The following is a 20774-nucleotide window of genomic DNA, read 5'->3' as shown; positions in this document are numbered from 1 at the left end:
ACAGGATAAACTTTAACAAACAAAAATAAAAAACCTCCAATATGAACGACTTTTATCAGCTTAGCGCCACCAGCCTGCAAGGGCAATCTATTGAGTTTAATGACTTTAAAAACAAAGTTGTGCTTGTGGTTAACACCGCTAGTCAATGTGGCTTCACCCCACAATATGCTGGCTTACAAGCGCTGCATGAAAAATATCATCAGCAAGGCTTAGTCATTATTGGCTTTCCATGTAATCAGTTTGGCAAGCAAGAACCAGGCAGTGCCAAAGATATTGAGCAAGGGTGCTTAATTAATTACGGTGTAGACTTTGTGATGATGAGCAAGGTAGATGTCAACGGTGAACACGCTCATCCGGTGTTTAGGCACTTAAAATCGGCTTTGCCTGGGTTTTTAACACGTAAAATAAAGTGGAATTTTACTAAGTTTTTAATAGGCCGAAATGGCGAGGCAATTAAACGCTTTGCACCATTTACTAAGCCGCAGCAAATCGAAGGTGCTATTATTAAAGCCCTTAAAAGCAGTAATACGTAAACACTAAAAGCAATAAAGAGGCAATCTGCCTCTTTATCTAAATTATCACTTAGTCGTTTAAGTACTCATCCAAGTCATCTTCGCCCAAGTTTTTACGCAAGCGTTTTTGCTCAAGGTAGTCTTCCAACTTTTTCTTAACCTTTTGCTTATTCTTGTCGTGTTGATTACGCCCGACCATTTCGTACTCGTCTTCAACAAAATCGTCATCTAGCGCATCGTAACTAAATGTCTTACCCACAACCCACTCCATAAAGTGTTTGAGACCAATTAAGGATTTTTTATCACTGTCATTGGTGAAATTAAAAATGTTCAGCACAATTTCATACGTCGAAAGTGCACCAAAATAAAGCCACAACCCAATCTTAAAATGGTGTCATGTCAATATTGTGAATAAATAGCGCTAAATTTTAATTCTGGAAAGTGAGAGTTTTTTATCGAAACGATAAACATATTTTATTAATACAACAAAGTTAGTCAAAATGACTAAAAAGTAGTTTTATTATTATCTACTCATACGATTAAAAATATAAAAAAAACAACTAATACATTGTTTTATAATGTTAAAAATTATTGGCATCAAACTTGATAAGTTTTAAATACGAAAAATACGCACTCGTTAAAATCAACAAATTTGCAGGATATTAAAATGAAAAAATTACTATTAATCGGCTCTTTTTTTATTGCCACAGGGGCAGTAGCGCATACTGATAATGAGACTAATATTTCTTTCAGTGGCGATTCTTGCGACGTCGAATTTAAAAATGACGTGCGTATAAAGCCAAATGAGCTAGAAATCTTTACCGCAGACAACAACACGATGAGTTTTGCCGAGCAAGGCGATCTAAAAATAAATGGCCAAACAGTGGCACTTAACAATCAACAACGCCAAGCAATTACGACGTATTCAAATAGCCTACGCAGCCAATTACCTGAAGTCGCAAACATTGCCCTTGACGGTGTTAAAATTGCTGGTGTTGCCATTGAAGAAGTGGCTAATGCATTTAATATTGATAGCCTAGATAGCATTAATGAGCTAATGGCTGATATTAAAGTGGAAGTTGAGAATACCTTTTATCAACAAGGTACATTTGTGATGGGACAGCAGAGTTTTCAGCAGTTTGGTGAAAACTTTGAAAGCCAGTTTGATGAGCAAATAGAAACAGCTGTGCAATCAGCCATGATGCAATCAATGGGCAGTATTTTAATGGCGGTAGGTTCAGAACTAATGGGCTCCGGCGGGGACATGCAAGCCTTTGAACAACGTATGGAGAACATGGGCGCAGAAATCGAAGCCAAGGTTGAGCAACAAGCGAATCAATTAGAAAAACGCGCTGACGCACTGTGTGGTAACTTTTCTACCATTGCAGAGCAAGAGCAACAACTGGTGAAACTAGTACCAGAATTAAAAGATTATCAACTGTTTAGCTATAAAAAAAATAACTAAGCAGAGTCTTTAGTTAACGACAAAAATTTGATATCCCTTTAGCAGCACTCTTTTTAAGGTGCTGCTTTTTTATTTTTTCGCTAAATGAATAAGTTCACCCAGTGTTTTTATGGCTTGCTCAAGTTTTTCAGTCCACGGCAAACCATAACTTAACCTAATGCAATTACGGTATTTATTGGTGGCAGAAAAAATGTAGCCTGGAGTAATACTAATGCCATTTTCAAGCGCAAGCTGAAACAGTTTAACGCTATCATAACCGCTACCTAGCTCAACCCAAATCACACAACCACCTTGCGGATCGCTGATCCGCGCAGTACTCGGAAACGCTTGTTGTAAACACCAGATCATCCGCTCTTTGTTATTTCGTAAACGCTGTTTCAGTAGCTTAAGATTACGCTCGTATTCACCGCTTTGCACAAACTCATATAACGTCCACTGATTGATCAACGAAGTCGAACAACTCAATGCACGTTTATAGCGCCGAGCTTGGGCAGCAAACTTACCAGCAATCAACCAACCAACGCGATAGCTCGGTGCTGCCGTTTTTGAAAACGATGCACAAGTGAGCACCAAGCCTTTGGTTGAATAGGTTTGCGCAGGTGTGCCACGTTGTGCAGTAAAGTGTAAGTCACCGTAAACATCATCTTCAATCAATACCACATTATGAGACTCTAATAATGCGACCAGATCTTTACGCTTATTATCTGGCATAAAGCTGCCAACAGGATTATTAATCGAGGTAGAGAAAACACACGCTTTAATATCATGATCCTGTAAAGCCTGACTCAGATCATCAAGCCAGATCCCATCATCAGGGCATAATGGGATCTCAAGTGCTTTCAACCCTAAACTTTCGATCAGTTCAATAATGCCGAAATAGCAAGGCGACTCAATGGCGATCACATCACCCGCTTTAGTCACACATTTAAGAGCGATTGCTAACGCCTCTTGCGCACCATTAGTGATCACCAACTCTTGCGGGTCAACACCAATCCCAAAATCTAAATAACGATGGATCAGTTGCTTTTTCAGCGGGGCAAAACCATCAATTGCGCCATAATTAATGGCTCGGCTACCAGCAATAGACATAACTCGGCGCATTGTCCGGCTAAGCATTTTATCGGTGGGTGCCGCCGCCACCGGATTAGCAATGCCAAATGGCACCACATCTGCTTGATGGATAGCATCATAAACTTGCTCTATCAACACTTGCATATTCACTGCAACTGGCTCACGGCTGAGTTTGACTCGCTTAGGCCGTGCTAATGGCGTAGTCGATGACTTTAAAAAGTAGCCTGATTTTTCACGTGCTTCTACCAGACCTTGTGCTTCAAGTGATTGATAAGCCAGTTTAACCGTCGGAATACTTACTTTAAGTTTATCGGCCATTTTGCGCAGTGAAGGTAGCTTTTCACCGGGCAGTAAAGTTCCCTTCTCTGATAATTCACGGATCAACTGCATAACTTGCAAGTATAAAAAGTCATGATTACTTTTACTGACAACTAACGACATCTGAACCTCTTAGAATAGTCCTATCAACAGTCAAAATCTGTATAGGTTGCATTTCTAGTTTTCTGTATATGTTAAGTATACAGAAGCGTATTAAAATAAACACTTAATCGACATACTAGGATCGGCCATGAAAAGCATCGCGCTTTATATTATAACTGTTTTGATTTGGGGCTCGACGTGGCTTGCAATCGAATTTCAACTTGGCGACATAGCCGTAGAAGTATCACTATTTTATCGTTTTAGTTTAGCGGCCATATTAATGTGGGTTTGGGTAAGTGTTAAAAAGTTACCAATGAATTATAGCCGTCGCGACCATGGCTTTTTCATATTATTGGCACTGTGTAATTTTGGTCTAAACTACTTAGTACTGTACTGGGCGCAAAATTATTTAACGTCTGCCATGGCGTCAATCGCATTTTCAATGTTATTACTTATGAATATCGTAAATACTCGCTTATTCTTTGGTAAGCCGATTGCAAAACGAATTTACAGCGGTGCATTAATTGGTGTTGTTGGCATCGTCAGCTTGTTTTGGCCACAATTACAGCAGTTCGACTTAAGTAATGGGGCGTTGGTCGGTTTACTACTTGCTTTAGCCGGTACGTTTGTGGCCTCATTAGGTAATATGGTGAGTGTTCGTAACTCTCAACAGCAAATTGGCGTTATGCAAGGCAATGCTTGGGGCATGCTCTACAGTGCGATTGGGTTGTTATGTTATGTATTTATAACCGATGCTAGTTTGAGCTTCTCTGCACCTGCGAGTTACTGGTATTCATTAGTTTATTTAGCTGTACTTGGCACCGTAATAGCTTTTGCTTGTTACTTTGCACTATTGAAAAACATCGGCCCAGAGCGCGCCAGTTATGTCATTGTGCTGTTTCCGTTAGTTGCAGTGATTTTAAGCACACTGTTTGAAGGTTTTATTTGGCAGGCCAATACGTTTATAGGCTTTAGCTTGGTGTTAGTAGGTAACGCCATTGTACTGACCCCCACACAAAGAATTAAAGCATTTTTTGCAACGCGTTCATTGCTGCAAAAAAGCTCCATCCCCAGTTAGAATGCGTATATACGCAACTAACGCCAAAGCGCCTACTTGTTAGGCGCTTTTTTTACAACCTTAAACTTGTGTAACGCTGCTCTTGGGTATGCAAAAGCGTAGTGCTTGTGGATGAATTGTTACTTTAGCTGGCGAGACACCGGCCAGCTCACCATCTGCCTCTATTGGTAAATCAGGGGTTTGGATATATGCTGTGGTTAATCGCTGATAATTAAGCCCTGACATAGCGTGGTGATTACGTAGCAATAAACGGATAAAACTATATAAATTACCAACTAAACCCCGTGCAGGCATACCGTAGCACTCTAAATAACCATTATTTAATTCTGCTTTAGGCGCTATCCGCAGCCCCCCTCCAAAATAATGGTGGTTAGCAAATACAGTAATCAAATTATGATACTTAACTGGTTGCCCAGCCAAGCGCCCTGCTAGCCATTTAGCCTGATAGCCCAATAAATGTTTAAAACCAGCAAAACTATAACCTAATGCAGATAATGCTGGTTTGCTTTGCAATGCCTGTACTACATGGGCATCAAAACCAATCCCTGCAATATTAATAAAGTAACGACTATTTATTTGTCCAATATCTATTTTTTCTGAGAAATCACTAAAAATAGCAGTACGCCAAGCTGAGATTGTACAACCAAAGCCACGGGCAAAATCATTACCCGTTCCTTGCGGTAATAACGCCAATGTACAGTTTAATCCCATTAATGCATTTACAGCCAAATGCAGGCTACCGTCACCACCGAGCACAACAACGCGCTTTTGTGATTGAGCCAACATCGTTATTTTTTTGCAGTCATCTGTAAAATCCCCTGTTGTGTAGACAAGAGTGTAACTAATTTGCCGTTTTTGGCATTGCTTTAGCAACCAAGCACAATTTTTTTTATGTTTTTTTTGCGTACTTGGTTTAATAATTATGAGCATCTGGATACCAGCCATTTTAAAAACATGACAACAGACCTTTTCAAAAAATAAATTAATCTGAATATTTAATCACTTTTTGTATCTTGTAATGCATAAAAAGTGACATTAAAAACTTAAAGCGACTATATTTAAAGAGTTAATACATTTTAACTATTCATAGCCATGCAAAAAAATTGGAAAAACCAAACTTAACCGCAAGTTAATAAAAGCAATTCACATTAGTTATTTTTATCCGACCACCCTAGTTTTTATCGTTTTATTTTTGTGCAATTTAGAGTCAAAATAGCCGTGTTGTCAAAACAGACATAACCCGGAGCAAAGTAATGAACCCAGTAAATACATTAAACGAAAATGCAGCTACTCATGTTGCCGTAAAACCAACCAATCGCAAAGCGAAAATGCTTGCTAAACTTAACCGTTTCGGCAAAAAGCTCGCTCTTGGCGGCGCAGTTCAATACAAGTAATCACCCAACCATGATTACTTTAGCGGTGCAGCAAACACCCAACCACTAAATGAAACCACTTATTTAGCTCCCTCGTTTGCTGCAACCTCTTATTTAAGCTCCTTAAAAATCCCTTTTTCATAAAAAAAACCACTTTTTAGAACAAAAAAACAGCAAACGATCTTTTTCCTATTTACACACCCCAATCACCTGCGTATTATTCTTTCCCAACGGAGAGATGGCAGAGTGGTCGAATGCACCGGTCTTGAAAACCGGCAGGGGTTTATAGCCCCTCTAGGGTTCAAATCCCTATCTCTCCACCATTATTACGTTTTGGTGGTTCACTCGACTATCAAAATGACAGTTTATGCGCCGGAGAGGTGGCCGAGTGGCCGAAGGCGCTCCCCTGCTAAGGGAGTATAGGGTTTGTAGCTCTATCGAGGGTTCGAATCCCTCCTTCTCCGCCATTTATTAAATTAAACCGCTTAATTGCGGTTTTTTTATGTCCGTAACCTTTACACCGATGAAGGAGGGTGAGAATCCTCGATCAGGGTTCGATAAAATGTCTGGAACATTTTAGGCCGCTGCAAGCGCCTCCCGCAATTGATTACATGGACGTAAGCAAGCCCATCCCCACGTTTGACGCACATATCAGCATAAAAAGCCTATCGTTTTATGTCCGTAACCGTTACACCGATGAAGGAGGGTGAGAATCCTCGATCAGGGTTCGACCAAACTTTGTCTGGAACAAAGTTAAACGCACGTAGTGCGGCCCGAAGGGTAAAATATAGGGATGTATTTTTTTCACATGTCAGGAACATTTGGGGCCGCTGCAAGCGCCTCCCGCGATTGATTACATGGACGTAAGCAAGCCCATCCCCACGTTTGACGCACATATCAGCATAAAAAGCCTATCGTTTTATGTCCGTAATCTTTACACAGCTCTAATACCAATCGACTTAAATTTTACTTTTCACAAAGAGAATTTAATAACAATATAAATCAGTAGATTAATCTACCTCAGATTGACGATAAACCCTGCTTTTTTTGCGGGGTTTATTATTTTTGAGCAGCCGAAGGCTGCGATCGCGATATTTTTCTGTTGTTATTATTATTCTTTGCGTTTTAGTGCTGATGTGAATTTTCTTGAATTTACCGCCGTATGACGGGGTCTTAGAGGGATTTTGAGATTTATTACGCTCATATTGAGCTAGGCCGCCTTCATTAACGCCATTTTCTTCATATTCTGACAGGCTGCTGCCAATAAGCATTGCGCACTGACATTCTTTATTCCTCTGTATCTACAATAACGGTGCCCGTGATGTTGTTTTGCATCCGCGAAACTTCTTTCGACTGTTTCACCTCGTCGTTTGTATCGTTTTTTACCCCATTCGCTCAGCCGTATTTCATTTGCTGCCTCTACACTTGCTTGCCACACATGCCGTGTAATTACTTTGATATGGTTTTTACTGTTTGTGCATCGCGACCGCACTGGACAGTCTTTACATGTCTGCGGGGTTGAGTGGTATTGCCGATATCCTAGTCGGTTTGTGGTGTTATAAATCAGTATTTCGCCTTGTGGGCATGTGTATGTATCGGTGTCTACGTCGTAGCTGTATTCTCGCTTTGCGAAATAGCCTTTCTTTTTGTTTGGCCGTCGATAACCCAAGACACCAATGAGTTGTCGTTCTTCTAAATTATGGCACACTGCGGCTGTAAAGTACCCTGCATCTAACCCAACCGCGATGGGGTTGAGTTCAAACGTATCAAGTACGCGGTCTAAGCGTTGTATGATGGGTTGACTGTCATGCACATTACCTGCTGTGGCATGTGTATCAACGATAATTCCGTGTTTGCCATCCACAACCCTATGGTCTAAATAGAAAAATCCTTTTGGCTTTTCATCACGCACCATAAACCCACTGTCTGGGTCAGTTCGGCTTACTTTGGTTGGTTTTGTACAAGGCTCCTTTTCCTCATACTTCAGGCGCTTTTTTCCTTCGGCTTTCCTGTCTTTTATCACGGCTTCATTAAGCTGCTCAACATACACTGAGGGGCTGACTTTTAAGTCTTCAATGTCATAACGGCGTTTATTGGCATTGGCTTTTAAATGGGTGCTGTCTGCAAATAAACTATGCCCACCAATGAGCCCTTGCTTCATCGCTTGACGAACTATATTGTCGAAAATCGATTGATAAATACCGCTGTCTTTAAAGCGTTTTACACGGTTTTGGCTCAGTGTCGAATGATGGATAACGTCATCGGTGAGCCCTAAACCTAAGAACCAGCGGTATGCAACATTCACTTGCACTTCTTTAATAAGGCGGCGCTCACTTTGAATACCAAACAAGTAACCTAAGAATAGGTATTTAAAAAAGCGGACAGGGTCTACGGCTGGTCGGCCATTATTTTTGCAATATAAGTGGGCGACTTCATCACGTATGAATTCAAAGTCGATAGCTAAGTCTACGAGTCGTACTAAGTGGTCTTGTGGAACAAGTTGGTCAATTGCGACCATTTCTAATTCATGTTGTTGCGGGGTTTTATCTCTAAGCATAATGAACTCTCCAAATTCACTCTGCTTATTAGATCAAAGGGCTCGATCTGTGTCTAGCCCTTTTTCAACAATCTGCAGTAGATTAATCTACCTTCTATGATATAAAACTCATGCAATGTCGTCATTCATGGCGAAAACTATGCTTCACGAATTCTTTTTGCTAATGTGTTAAAACAACTCAATTTAAGCGCTAGAAACTATGACTAACACCATAACTGAATTTGAAAAAATGCTTGCTGGTTTGCCTTATAAAGCCTCAGAGCCTGAACTGGTAAAAGCACGTAGCCTCGCTAAATTGACATGTCATCAATTTAATTTGGCAGACCCTACAACACCCCATGTACGAATTAAAATTCTTGCCGAATTACTAAAGTTTAAAGGCAAAGCCTATCTTGAGCCGATGTTTTATTGTGATTATGGTTTTAATATTGAACTGGGCGATAACTTTTATGCGAATCATAACTTAACTATTTTAGATGTCTGCAAAGTCACAATTGGTAATAATGTGATGTTTGGCCCAAACGTGATGATATCGACAGCCACTCACCCGATTGACCCTATCGAGCGGCGCAGTACTGAATCAGGCTCCCCAATTACTATTGGTAATGATGTTTGGCTTGGTGGCAACGTTTCGGTTTTACCTGGGGTGAGCATTGGTGATCGCTGTGTAATTGGTGCAGGCAGTGTGGTCACTAAGAATATTCCTGCTAATTCAGTAGCCGTGGGTAACCCGTGTAAAGTGATCAGAAGTATTGAGGCTAAATAAATAGCCTCTCCGGTTGTTACGCCGGTTAATCCTGCAAACTAAACCCATCTGCATCTAAATGCGCGGGGAAACTTTGTTTAAATAGCTCAAGTGGGCCTTTATCAAGTGTTACGGTTACAACTTGCGAGCCATTATCTTTAGCAATAGCTAACGTATCACCTTTGAAGTCATACACTGCAGTGCCGCCATTATGCGCAATCCCATTACCATCATCACCGATGCGATTAACGCCAATTACATAACACTGATTTTCCATTGCCCGTGCCATCAGTAAAGTGTCCCACACTTTACGTCGTGCTGCTGGCCAATTGGCAACATTCACCATGACATCGTAATCATTACGATTACGTTGAAAAACCGGAAAACGTAAGTCGTAACACACTTGCGGTAATATTCTAAAGCCATTCAATTCGAATACTTCACGCTGTTGCCCAGCACTGACAAAGTCACCTTCTTTGCCTAAACAAAATAAATGACGTTTGTCGTAAAACTGCACGTTGCCGTTAGGCCATACCCAGTAAAAACGGTTGGCTTTTTTGTCGCCTTGCTTAACTAGCACTGAGCCTGCTATCACAGCATTCGCTGACTTTGCGCTCGCAATCATCCAAGCAAGTACGTTCCCGTTTTCAGGTTCGGCACAATCGAGATTAATAGCAAACCCTGTAGCGAATGTTTCTGGTAATAATATAAGTTCAACTGAATTGTCTACATTGGCTATTTTAGCGCTAAAATGTGCCAAATTAGCATCTTTATCTAGCCAGTTAAGCGATGTTTGTATAAGTGCTAGGGTTAAAGTTGACATAAAATCTCCGCAGCTTGTAGCAGTGTGGCATCGTGTTTTGCAAAACACAGACGAATCACTTTATCGTTACTCGGTTGCTGATAAAATACGCTCAGTGGAATTGCCGCAACCCCCGCTTGCTCGACTAACCACTGGCAAAATTCAACATCATTCAAATCAGATACATCACTGTAATCCAGCAGTAAAAAGTAAGTACCTTCACTTGGTAAAATCGTAAAGCGGCTCTCTTTGAGAGCATTGCTCAACACATCACGCTTTTGTTGATAAAACTCACTCAATTCGTCTACATGTTCACCTTGTTGCTCTAGCATATCGGCCAATGCATGCTGCGCGGGGGTAAAGCTTGAAAATGTCACGTACTGGTGAATTTTACGAAATTCGACAGCCAGTGCTACAGGAGCAATACAGTAACCCATTTTCCAACCTGTGCTATGAAAGGTTTTGCCAAAGCTTGAGATCACAAAGCTCCTAGCAAACAGCTCTGCATCGCGTAGCACACTTAAGTGGGGCTGGTTATCAAACGTAATATGCTCGTAAACTTCATCACTTATTACATATAAATCATGCTTGCTTACCAACGCTTTCAAGGCATTTATATCGTGTTGTTTTAACGTTTTTCCGCTTGGGTTGTGTGGCGTATTGATAATAATAGCGCGGGTTTTACTATTTACAGCCTCAGTAACCGCTTGCCAATCAATTGCGTAATCAGGGGCATGCAGTGCAATATTTACTGACTTACCACCGGCCAATTCTATTGCCGGTTGGTAAGAGTCATAAGCAGGGTCAAACACAATCACTTCATCACCTTCACGCACAAGTGCTTGAATGGCTACAAACAAAGCTTCCGTTGCACCGGAAGTGACTGTTACTTGCTGCGTCGCGTCTATTTCCGCTGCATATTTACGCTTAACCAATTGCGCTATTTGTTGCTGCAAGCGCGGTACACCTGATGACGGCGAATATTGATTAACTCCTTCAAGCACATAATGATTAAGTTGTTTTTTAAGTAGCTCTGGCGCATCAAACTCAGGAAAGCCCTGCGATAAATTAATCGCGTCGAATTGATTTGCTAATGCGGTCATTTGACTAAAAATACTGGTGCCTAAATTTGGCAATTTACTTTCAAACACTGGTTACCCTTAATGATGGTTTTGCGCCCAAAGCGATGCTATCATTGCTATTAACAGAAGTATAGCCGTCTAAACTAGCTAGAGGAATGTATGCATAACAATACCGCTATTTCAGAACTTATAGAAGCAGGAAAGTGGATCAGTCAACGTGGTTGGGTACCTGCCACAGGTGGTAACTTTTCAGCACGAACCAATACTGGCTTTGTGGTTACTGCCAGCGGTTTTGATAAAGGCCAATTAGCACCCCATGCTTTTATTGAACTTGATCATGCCGGTTCACGTAGTGCTAACGCAGCAAAACCCTCTGCTGAGACTGAATTACATTTAAGTATGTATAAACTGATTCCTTCAGCTCACTTTGTATTACACACTCATTCGGTTGCAGCAACCGTTTTATCACGAGTTATTAAAGGCCACAGCCTGGATTTACACGGCTATGAGATGCAAAAATCATTAACGGGCATTACCTCACATTTAGAAACCTTGAGTATTCCAATCTTTGATAATGACCAAGATATCGATCGCTTAAGCTTATTAGTGAGTGATCACCACCTACATACTCCTATTGAGCATGGCGTACTTATCCGCGGCCACGGCTTGTATGTCGTGGGTCGAACAATTAGCGAGGTTCGTCGTCAGTTAGAAGGTCTTGAATTCTTATTTGCATGTGAGCTAGAACGCTTAAAATTAGTAGGATTAGAATCATGATCAAAGCACTACTGACCGATATTGAAGGCACCATTACCCGCATTTCATTTGTTAAAGAGGTGCTATTTCCTTATGCCGCAAACCAGCTCCCTGAATTTGTCAAAACTCATCAGACACAAAGCGCGGTAGCAGAGCAAATTGATGCTGTTAAAACGATTATAGAACAACCCAATGCCAGTATTGATCTAGTAATTAACACCTTACTTGAATGGATCCGCGACGATAAAAAAATCACCCCATTAAAACAGTTGCAAGGCCTCATTTGGCAAACTGGCTATGAAAATGGCGATTTTACCGGCCATTTATACCCAGATGCCTACCAGTTTTTAGTTGCGCAGCAACAAGCTGGTCAGCAACTATATGTGTACTCTTCAGGTTCAGTAAAGGCGCAACATTTGATTTTTCAATACTCAGATTTTGGTGATATCCGCCCATTATTTACTGACTACTTTGATACCAAGGTTGGCGCAAAACAACAACAAGCAGCATATGAAAACATTATTGCGCAACTACCACTTGCCGCTAATGAAGTCTTGTTTTTAAGTGATGTAGCCGCTGAACTTAATGCCGCCAAAGCCGCTGGTTTAAAAACGTTGCACTTAATTCGTGATGGTCAAGCACGCTCGCCTGAACATAACTATATTAATGATTTTAGCCAATTTACTGCGGAGCATTTAGCATGAGCCAATTAACTATTTTTGCTGATTGTAACGGCAGTAATGCCTTATTAAGCACTCAAGATGCAACACAAATTGCCGCTGAACTAAATAAAGTGAATGTCCGCTTTGAGCAATGGCAAGCAAGCGCTGCGATCACGGCTGATACCAGTCACGACGAGATCATTGCCGCTTATAACGTCGATATTGAACGTTTAAAGCAACAAGGCGGTTATCAAACCGTGGATGTTATCTCATTGGCTAAAGGCAACCCAGCAGCGGCTGATTTACGTGCTAAGTTTTTGTTTGAGCACACTCACAGCGAAGACGAAGTGCGCTTTTTTGTAAAAGGCCAAGGCTTATTTTGCCTACATATTAACGACAAGGTTTACCAAGTGCTGTGTCAACAAGGTGATTTAATTTCAGTACCAGAATTAACCCCGCATTGGTTTGATATGGGCAGTGAACCTGAATTTACTGCGATCCGTTTGTTCAATAATACCGAAGGCTGGGTTGCACAAAGTACCGAGTCTGAGATTGCTAAGCAATTTCCTTTATTGGACTAGCCATCATTTAGTAAAGGAGTTTAAATGGAAAAATTATTTTCCTACGGCACACTGCAATTAGAGCAAGTACAGCTTGATACCTTTGGCCGCTTGCTCGAGGGCCAAGCCGATATTTTAACGGGTTATATAGTGGGCGAAGTTGAAATCACCGACGCCGCTGTTTTAAAAAGCAGCGGCCAGCGTTTTCACCCGGCCTTAATTAAAACAGGGCTAGCAACAGATACCGTAACCGGCACTATTTTTACGATTACCTCAGAAGAACTTGCTAACGCAGATAGCTATGAAGTTGATGACTACCTACGTATAGAAGAGTCATTTCATAGCGGCATTAAAGCTTGGGTGTACGTGGCAAAAGGTTAAGCTCATATCAAGGATGACTTAAACAACTTAACTCTGTAGTATATTTTCAGTGTTAGTTTTACTCAATTAAGTGAACGTGAAATGGTCAACGAACAATATCAAAAGTCCAAACAATAACTTGCGTATTCTCGTAAGCAAGTTGAAAAAAGCTGGCCGTATTTTTCGTAAACAAGATGGCGATTTTGAGTTTGCTACCGAAGTCATTCAAAATTATCGTGCGGCTCATTTATACCCGCTGACCATCATCAAAAATTTAATATGGAAACACGTAAAAAAACTCAACCTGCTTGATTCTGCTACTATTGTACGTCGCTTAAAACGCTTACCGACAATTATTGATAAACTGCAACGTGAGTCATTAGACGGTAAAAGTGAAAATGCCATCAGCCTCAAACGTATGCACGATATAGGTGGTTGCAGAGTTATTTTAGACAATTTAGATACCCTGTATAAGCTCAATACGAGTTTAGATTCAAGTCGAACAGTCCATAGCGTAAAGTCATATGATTATATTAAAAATCCTAAAGCCACTGGCTATAGGGGTATTCATCGTGTCTATAAAAGCTATAATAATTTAGAGTCTCACGATTACAAAGGTTTTCAAATAGAAGTTCAATTACGTACTCGACTTCAGCATTTATGGGCAACTACAGTCGAAATCGTCGATATTATTGAAAAAGAAACACTGAAAACCAACCCACAAGCCGCTGATACAGATTGGCAGCGATTATTTTTTATTATGGGTGAATCCCTTGCCGTTAAAGATGGCTCAAATCAATTAAGCGATGAACAATCACAAAGCTTTATTGATGAGTTAGCTGCTTTAAATAAAAAGCTCGCAGCATTTCATAAACTCGATGCATTTAACCGTGCATTTCAAGTTGACGAGATTAAAAATAAATCAAAAGATACAGGTTTTGCTTTACTTGTTCACAATACCGAAACTCAAATGGGTCGGTTTTTTTTGTACGCAGCGAATAAGAAGCAAGAAACATTAACGCACTATGCAGAGCAAGAGCGACAAACTCACAACAACGTATTATTAGTAGCAGGAAATGACTTAAAATCTATCGAAAAAGCCTATCCCAACTACCTTAATGACACTTCTGAATTTCTTTCAGAATTCAGCCGTGTATTACTGGTTTAAATTTTAATTTAAGTCTTTCAGTTTACCAGCTAACACTTGTTGTTGATCATAAACACCAGTATCTAGTACCCAGCCAGTAATAAGCTTTGCGGGCGTTACGTCGAATGCTGGATTGTATACTTGAGCATTTGTCGGTGCCCACAGCGCCTCACCAAAACTGCCACTTACACCGCGCACTTCTGCGCTATTGCGCTGCTCAATTTCAATGTCTGCGCCGCATGCTGTACTTACATCTAAAGTGGTTAATGGCGCTACTACATAAAATGGGATGTTATGAAAATGCGCCAATACGGCTAAATTATAAGTACCGACTTTATTAGCGAAATCACCATTAGCGGCAATACGATCAGCACCAACAAAAATTTTATCCACTTTACCCGCAGCCATTAAGCTCGCTGCCATATTATCGCAAATCAAAGTGTAAGGTACTTGCCAGCGCTCAAGCTCAAATGCGGTTAAACGCCCGCCTTGTAATAACGGACGTGTTTCATCCACCCACACATGAATATCGCCATGACGTTGCTGAGCTTTATAAATAACACCCAAAGCTGTACCAATCCCAGCTGTTGCTAAAGCACCTGTATTACAGTGAGTCAGAATATTATCACCACTATTAACCAGTGCTGCGCCATGCTTTGCCATGCTTTCACACAGGGTGATATCTTCATTAAACAGGCTAACAGCGGCACTTACAATTGCCATTACATAATCATCTTGCTGTAACGCAATGCGTAACTTTGCCATGCAATGCATTAAATTAACCGCAGTTGGTCGCGTGGCTTCTAAATCATCAATCGCCTGTGCTAATGCTGCTTTAGCCATGCCTTGCTCAGCTAGATGGGCAACCAGCAAACTCGCTCCTAAGCCAATCAAGGGTGCGCCGCGTATTTTTAGATTTAAGATCAATTCCCTCATACTAGCTACATCATCACACACATGCCACACCTGCTGATGTGGCAGCAGGTATTGATCTAGCACGCTGAGTGTATTGTTTTGATATTTTAAGCTGCTCGCTATGAGGTCTTGCATGATTGATCCTGAATAATCGTTAGGCTGAGGTTATTTTACAGTAGTTTTCAAAACGCACAACCCAGAAGTGTAGACATCTAAACGGTTGAAGGTATAGAATGCTATTGTTTATCATTTTCTGAGAGTACGCCCATGGCCGAATACGTTGCCTTTAATGCACAGCATGCAATTGATTATATTAAAAATCTTGTAACTAAAGATGGCTATGATTTGTTTGATCCTGACCAAACGTTATCGGCTTATGAATTTGGCGATGGCAATTTAAACTTAGTATTTAGAATCAGTGATGAGCAAAATAATAGCGTTATTTTAAAACAAGCCCTACCTTATGCCCGCTGTGTGGGTGAGTCATGGCCATTGACACTAGACCGAGCACGTATTGAAGCCGAGGTTTTGCTCAACCATAGCGCATTAAGTCCAGATTATACCGCCAAAGTACTGCACCATAACCCAGAGCAAGCACTGACTATTTTAGAAGATCTCGGCCATTTGCAAATACTGCGCCGTGCACAAATAAACGCAGAGCAATTTCCGCTTTTAGGACAACATGTTGCTCACTACCTAAGCCACACAGGTTTTTATAACTCAGATTTTTACTTAACCGCGCAAGATAAAAAAGCTAAAGTCAGTCAGTTTACTAATCCTGAGTTATGCCAAATTACAGAAGACTTATTTTTTAACGATATTTTGCGTGAGCATGAGCGTAATAACTACCCAAGCGAGCTACAAAGTACAGTTAGTAAATTACAAAATAATGCCGCACTGCATTTAGCGATCGCAAAACTAAAAGCTAAGTTTTTATCGTGCCCACAAACTCTATTACATGGTGATATGCATAGTGGCAGTATTTTTGTCGATCAAAATACGACTAAGATGATCGACCCTGAGTTTGGTTTTTTTGGCCCTGTTGGCTTTGATATCGGATCATTTATCGGCAACTTATTATTAAACTACTGCGCTCAAAATGCCCGTATTAATGAATTTGTTAGTCGCCGCAACTACCACTCCCATTTATTGACCTGCTTACAAGAGAGCTACACTTTATTTGAACAACAGTGGCTAACATTAATTGCCGAGCAAACAACGGATAACAATTTAAAGGCCGCCGGTTATAGCGAGTATTTTATGCAGCAAGTATTGCAAGACGCGATTGGCTACTGTGGCACAGAGCTTATTCGTCGTACCATCGGCTTAGCCCATGTTGCTGATATTGATGGCATTGAAGACGAGCAAGCGCGTTTAGAGGTGCAACGTCATACCTTAGCGCTGGGTGAGCAATTAGTGCTTAACGCCCATACCTGCAATAGCAAAGAAGCGTTTTTCTCTTTATTGATCAGCCAATTAAATTAAGCTTCAACATTCAGTAAAAAGGCGCTTAAAGCGCCTTTTTTACTCTCTAATTACTGATAATTTTCATACATTTTATCAAGCGGCTCTGACAGGCCATTTTCTTGCACAACGCGTACATGTTGTCGACCGAGTTCACGGGCACTAAATACTCCGCATGAGTGGGCAATTAAACCCGCTCCATAATGAATATACTTATTATAGTTGGCGACACGCTGGGCTTTATCATTCACATCCAAGCCACGCTGTAGCCGCTCATTATGCGTAGTAATACCTGTTGGGCAAGTATCTTTATTGCATTGCAGCGCCTGAATACAACCCAGCGCAAACATATGACCACGTGCTGAAACCACAAAGTCTGCGCCTAGCGCTAACGCCCAAGCAACTTTTGACGGCACAATCAGTTTACCTGACGCAATAACCTTAATCCGCTCTCGTAAGCCATGCTTTTCCAGCATATTGACAACTAACGGTAAGCTTTCTTTCAGCGGTAACCCTACAGAATCCATAAGTGGCTGTGGTGCAGCGCCAGTGCCGCCATCAGCACTATCAATAGTAATAAAGTCAGGTGCCGATTCAATGCCGCGATGATTAATCTCGGCAAATAGCGTTTCCAGCCATGCATAAGCACCAATCACCGCTTTAAACCCTGTCGGTTTACCTGTAGTTTCTCGCACGCTAGTAATCATATCCAATAAGTCGGCAGGGTTTTTAACTTCAGGGTGACCATTTGGGCTTATTGAATCGTGACCTTCTGGGATACCACGAATAGCGGCAATTTCAGCGGTTACCTTTTTCCCTGGTAGCATACCGCCTTTACCTGGTTTCGCTCCTTGGCTCATTTTAATTTCAAACATTTTTACTTGTTCATGGGCAGCTATTTGTTTGAGCTTGTCATGGCTTAACTTACCTTGCTCATCACGTACACCATATTTAGCGGTGCCAATTTGAAACACGATATCAGCACCGCCTTCAAGGTGATAAGGACTTAACCCTCCTTCACCGGTGTTCATCCAGCAACCAGCCAGCTTTGCACCTTTTGACAATGCACGCACTGCCGGTTTTGATAAAGCACCAAAACTCATGCCCGACACATTAAACAGCGATTTAGTAATATAAGGATTTGGGCAATAAGGACCTAAGGTAACTGCACTGGGTTCGAGCGCCTCTTCATCTAAGGTAGGAAACGCACAATTCATAAACATTACTGTGCCGGTAACCTCCAGGCTCTGAGTGGAGCCAAACGCGGTAGTACGATCAACATTTTTAGCTGCTTTATAAACCCAACTACGATCGGCGCGGTTAAATGGCATTTCCTCACGGTCCATTGCAAAGAAATACTGGCGGAAAAACTCGCCTTGGCGTTCAAAAAAATAACGAAATCGACCAATTACTGGGTAATTACGCCTAATTGCTTGTTTTGATTGAGTAACATCACTAATGTAAAAATAGATCACCACTAAAACTAAACAGCCCAGCACCACAATAAATAAACTGGCAAACACATCAATACTAAAAACAATAAAATTACTCACGCAACACCCCTTGCTGATTATTTTCTCATCTTACTAATACTGAAACGCATAGCCTAAGCTAGCTAGCAAAATTTATTAATAAGGATTCTATTACAGTAGAGAGCATATAAGCAGATTAAATTTCAAGCAAAATGTTTTAATGGATCACTGCAATTATTACAGTGATCCAGATATGATTAGGCTAGCTGTTTATTTAGCCAGCTCAGTTTGAATATATTGATGGATTTGCTCTTCTAATACCGACATTGGCACAGAGCCATGGCGAAGTATCTGATGGTGAAACTCACGCACATCAAAATCTTGGCCCAGTGCTTGTTCAGTCTCTTGACGTAAACGCTTAATTGTCAATTCACCAATTTTGTACGATAAAGCTTGTGCAGGCCATGAAATATAACGATCGGTTTCTGTTTTTACGTTATGTAATGAAAGCGCGGTATTTTCGCTCATAAACTTCATGGCACGATCACGGCTCCAACCATACATATGCATTCCAGTATCAACCACTAAACGAGCAGCACGCCACATTTCATACGTTAAACGACCAAAGTTACTATATGGGTCTTGATAAAAGCCCGCTTCAATGCCTAAATATTCAGCATATAGTCCCCAGCCTTCACCGAACGCAGATAAATAAGCATCTTGACGGTAGCTTGGCAAATTTTCTAACTCCGCATTAAGCGAAATTTGTAAATGGTGGCCAGGCACAGCTTCATGAAATGTCAGCGCTTCTAGTACATATAAAGGTCGCTTATCCAGTGCATAAGTGTTTACCCAGTAGTATCCTGCTTGATCATCACGGCTCGATCCCGAGTAACGCCCAGTAGTGTACTTAGGCGCTATGCTCGCCGGAACTGGCGCAACACCATACGGCATACGTGGTAAGGTATGGAACAGCTTAGGTAATTGCGCATCCATTTTTTTAGCGATATACGATGCTTCTTTTAAAAGCTCTTCAGGTGTTTTGGCATAAAATTGAGGATCCGTACGTAAAAAATGCACAAATTCGGCAAATGTGCCTTCAAAACCCACCTGCTTAATCACTTCATCCATCTCAGCCCGAATACGTGCCACTTCTTTTAACCCTAGTTCATGGATTTCTTTCGGGGTCATATCTGTGGTGGTGTAATATTTTGCACGATTAGCATAAAACGCTTCACCGTTAGGTGTCGACGAAATACCAATATCAGTACGCGCACCAGGTTGATACTCGTCATTAAAAAACGTTAAATAGCCTTGGTAAGCTGGGATCACTTGCTCTTTAATGATTTTTTTCGCTTGTTGTTGCAAAGCAAAAAACTCACTTTCAGCAAGGCCTGCGGTATTATTTAAAAATGGTTTATAAAACTCAGATTTAGTGACGTCATCGACAATATAGGCACTGATCGAATCTTGATAACCAACGAGTACCGCTTGCGGTTGTGTTAACCCCACCTCTAAACCTTTGCGCATCCAGCCAATATTTTGCTGGAAAAATCGTGGAACTTGTTGCAAACGCTCAAGATAAAGCTGGTAATCAGCCTGCTTCTTGTAATCTGAACGTGATACCATAAACGATAAGCTGGAATGAAAACCATACTCTGAAGTCAACGGCATGTAATGACTATTAAATACATACTCATCAACACTATTTTGCACTTGGCCACGAATAATAGTGAGATTAATACGATTTTCTTCACTGAGTTTATCTTTATCAATCGCATCTAACTGTGCTAACAACTCAGTATTATGCTGGTATTTTTTTTCCAGAAATTCTGCTGATAAATTAGTGAGCAAATAACCATCAACACCTTCGGGATTGCTATAAGGGCTAATGCTTTTACGGTAATCAACAATTGATTGCGCAACTTGCGTAAATTGTTGATTATCATCAATTGCAGTCATTTGACAAGCTGTTAATGTGCATGCCAAAGCGATACTTAATAGTGAATGTCGCACAACGAATGATGCTGATTTTTTCATAATTTGAGATCTGCTACATAAAACGTGGCGTTTAACCTAACCTAGGCAACTAAAATAACCAAAAAAATGCGACCAAGGGCGATAAATGCGAGGTTAAATTAACCGCGACTATTGTCTAGTAGTTAATCAGCGCGCCATAGGCTTAAGCAGATTGCTGAGAAAACCAGCGATTGAGCGAGAAAAATAGAATTTTCGCCCCCAAATTACATCTTTTTACTTTTAAATATTCCCGATACAGATTAATGTAAGGTTATGTCAAACGCTAGGATTGCGTAAATATCTCATGGAGAGAG

Annotated in this window: 20 protein-coding genes and 2 tRNA genes; 13 read left to right on the top strand and 9 right to left on the bottom strand. The window is 40.9% G+C overall.

Going from position 1 to position 20774, the window contains the following annotated elements; genetic code table 11:
- Window positions 1-41: 41 nt before the first annotated feature.
- Window positions 42-533 (top strand): glutathione peroxidase, encoded by a 492-nt coding sequence (locus KAN5_RS15170; RefSeq protein WP_016709956.1) that lies wholly within the window; start codon window positions 42-44, stop codon window positions 531-533.
- A gap of 49 nt (window positions 534-582) precedes the next feature.
- Here the strand turns inward: KAN5_RS15170 and KAN5_RS15165 are convergent, their stop codons facing one another.
- Window positions 583-771, bottom strand: coding sequence for a hypothetical protein (locus tag KAN5_RS15165; RefSeq protein WP_029216238.1), 189 nt, complete (start codon window positions 769-771; stop codon window positions 583-585).
- Window positions 772-1179: 408 nt separating this feature from the next.
- On the opposite strand from KAN5_RS15165, the gene KAN5_RS15160 reads away from it, so the two are divergent.
- Window positions 1180-1977, top strand: a complete 798-nt coding sequence (locus KAN5_RS15160; protein WP_138554705.1) for a YggN family protein — start codon at window positions 1180-1182, stop codon at window positions 1975-1977.
- A 69-nt stretch (window positions 1978-2046) separates the two neighbouring features.
- Here the strand turns inward: KAN5_RS15160 and KAN5_RS15155 are convergent, their stop codons facing one another.
- Window positions 2047-3489, bottom strand: coding sequence for a PLP-dependent aminotransferase family protein (locus KAN5_RS15155; protein ID WP_016709953.1), 1443 nt, complete (start codon window positions 3487-3489; stop codon window positions 2047-2049).
- 127 nt (window positions 3490-3616) lie between these two features.
- Between KAN5_RS15155 and KAN5_RS15150 the strand changes: the two genes are divergently transcribed.
- Window positions 3617-4546 (top strand): DMT family transporter, encoded by a 930-nt coding sequence (locus KAN5_RS15150; RefSeq protein ID WP_244390042.1) that lies wholly within the window; start codon window positions 3617-3619, stop codon window positions 4544-4546.
- Window positions 4547-4606: 60 nt separating this feature from the next.
- Here the strand turns inward: KAN5_RS15150 and KAN5_RS15145 are convergent, their stop codons facing one another.
- Window positions 4607-5476, bottom strand: coding sequence for a YegS/Rv2252/BmrU family lipid kinase (locus KAN5_RS15145; RefSeq protein WP_244390041.1), 870 nt, complete (start codon window positions 5474-5476; stop codon window positions 4607-4609).
- Between the two features lie 323 nt (window positions 5477-5799).
- On the opposite strand from KAN5_RS15145, the gene KAN5_RS15140 reads away from it, so the two are divergent.
- From KAN5_RS15140 to KAN5_RS15130, 3 genes are all read left to right on the top strand, one after another.
- Window positions 5800-5940 carry a hypothetical protein gene (locus KAN5_RS15140; RefSeq protein WP_016709951.1) on the top strand — a complete coding sequence of 47 codons (141 nt, stop codon included), beginning with the start codon at window positions 5800-5802 and terminating at the stop codon, window positions 5938-5940.
- Between the two features lie 211 nt (window positions 5941-6151).
- Window positions 6152-6242, top strand: a tRNA-Ser gene (locus KAN5_RS15135).
- Between the two features lie 51 nt (window positions 6243-6293).
- Window positions 6294-6386 (top strand) — tRNA-Ser (locus KAN5_RS15130).
- Between the two features lie 743 nt (window positions 6387-7129).
- Here the strand turns inward: KAN5_RS15130 and KAN5_RS15125 are convergent.
- Window positions 7130-8476 (bottom strand): IS1182 family transposase, encoded by a 1347-nt coding sequence (locus tag KAN5_RS15125; protein ID WP_244389844.1) that lies wholly within the window; start codon window positions 8474-8476, stop codon window positions 7130-7132.
- A 199-nt stretch (window positions 8477-8675) separates the two neighbouring features.
- Between KAN5_RS15125 and KAN5_RS15120 the strand changes: the two genes are divergently transcribed.
- A complete protein-coding gene (locus KAN5_RS15120; RefSeq protein ID WP_244390040.1) occupies window positions 8676-9242 on the top strand; it encodes a sugar O-acetyltransferase in 567 nt (188 codons plus the stop codon).
- 25 nt (window positions 9243-9267) lie between these two features.
- Here KAN5_RS15120 and KAN5_RS15115 read toward each other — a convergent pair whose 3' ends face one another.
- Window positions 9268-10044, bottom strand: a complete 777-nt coding sequence (locus KAN5_RS15115) for an amidohydrolase (RefSeq protein WP_016709949.1) — start codon at window positions 10042-10044, stop codon at window positions 9268-9270.
- On the bottom strand, window positions 10032-11174 hold the full coding sequence (locus KAN5_RS15110) for a methionine aminotransferase (RefSeq protein ID WP_016709948.1): 1143 nt from the start codon (window positions 11172-11174) through the stop codon (window positions 10032-10034). Before KAN5_RS15110 ends, KAN5_RS15115 begins: the two co-directional genes overlap by 13 nt.
- 90 nt (window positions 11175-11264) lie before the next feature.
- On the opposite strand from KAN5_RS15110, the gene KAN5_RS15105 reads away from it, so the two are divergent.
- From KAN5_RS15105 to KAN5_RS15085, 5 genes are all read left to right on the top strand, one after another.
- Window positions 11265-11882 (top strand): methylthioribulose 1-phosphate dehydratase, encoded by a 618-nt coding sequence (locus tag KAN5_RS15105; RefSeq protein WP_244390039.1) that lies wholly within the window; start codon window positions 11265-11267, stop codon window positions 11880-11882.
- Complete coding sequence (gene mtnC, locus KAN5_RS15100) at window positions 11879-12565, top strand: acireductone synthase (protein WP_244390038.1); 687 nt, start codon at window positions 11879-11881, stop codon at window positions 12563-12565. The genes KAN5_RS15105 and mtnC overlap by 4 nt, the downstream gene beginning before the upstream one ends.
- Window positions 12562-13104 (top strand): acireductone dioxygenase, encoded by a 543-nt coding sequence (locus KAN5_RS15095; protein WP_244390037.1) that lies wholly within the window; start codon window positions 12562-12564, stop codon window positions 13102-13104. The genes mtnC and KAN5_RS15095 overlap by 4 nt, the downstream gene beginning before the upstream one ends.
- A 24-nt stretch (window positions 13105-13128) precedes the next feature.
- Window positions 13129-13464 (top strand): gamma-glutamylcyclotransferase family protein, encoded by a 336-nt coding sequence (locus KAN5_RS15090; RefSeq protein WP_244390036.1) that lies wholly within the window; start codon window positions 13129-13131, stop codon window positions 13462-13464.
- Between the two features lie 76 nt (window positions 13465-13540).
- A complete protein-coding gene (locus tag KAN5_RS15085) occupies window positions 13541-14611 on the top strand; it encodes a RelA/SpoT domain-containing protein (RefSeq protein ID WP_244390035.1) in 1071 nt (356 codons plus the stop codon).
- Between the two features lie 3 nt (window positions 14612-14614).
- Here the strand turns inward: KAN5_RS15085 and mtnA are convergent, their stop codons facing one another.
- A complete protein-coding gene (mtnA, locus tag KAN5_RS15080) occupies window positions 14615-15640 on the bottom strand; it encodes an S-methyl-5-thioribose-1-phosphate isomerase (RefSeq protein WP_244390034.1) in 1026 nt (341 codons plus the stop codon).
- Window positions 15641-15772: 132 nt separating this feature from the next.
- Here mtnA and mtnK point away from each other — a divergent pair, with 132 nt between their 5' ends.
- Complete coding sequence (gene mtnK, locus KAN5_RS15075) at window positions 15773-16990, top strand: S-methyl-5-thioribose kinase (RefSeq protein ID WP_244390033.1); 1218 nt, start codon at window positions 15773-15775, stop codon at window positions 16988-16990.
- A gap of 50 nt (window positions 16991-17040) precedes the next feature.
- On the opposite strand, the gene KAN5_RS15070 is transcribed toward mtnK, so the two are convergent.
- Both KAN5_RS15070 and KAN5_RS15065 read right to left on the bottom strand, forming a co-directional pair.
- Entirely contained in the window at window positions 17041-18522 is a 1482-nt protein-coding gene (locus KAN5_RS15070) for an FMN-binding glutamate synthase family protein (RefSeq protein WP_016709940.1), read from the bottom strand.
- Between the two features lie 189 nt (window positions 18523-18711).
- The gene (locus KAN5_RS15065) at window positions 18712-20481 is read right to left on the bottom strand and encodes a DUF885 domain-containing protein (RefSeq protein WP_244390032.1); all 1770 of its coding nucleotides are present in this window, start codon (window positions 20479-20481) and stop codon (window positions 18712-18714) included.
- Window positions 20482-20774: the final 293 nt, after the last annotated feature.

Origin of the sequence: Pseudoalteromonas sp. KAN5, assembly GCF_022846535.1 — a bacterium.
GTDB classification, from domain to species: Bacteria; Pseudomonadota; Gammaproteobacteria; order Enterobacterales; family Alteromonadaceae; genus Pseudoalteromonas; species Pseudoalteromonas haloplanktis.
Note: the sequence above shows the minus strand (reverse complement) of the source record. Positions and strands in the feature narration are given on the sequence as shown.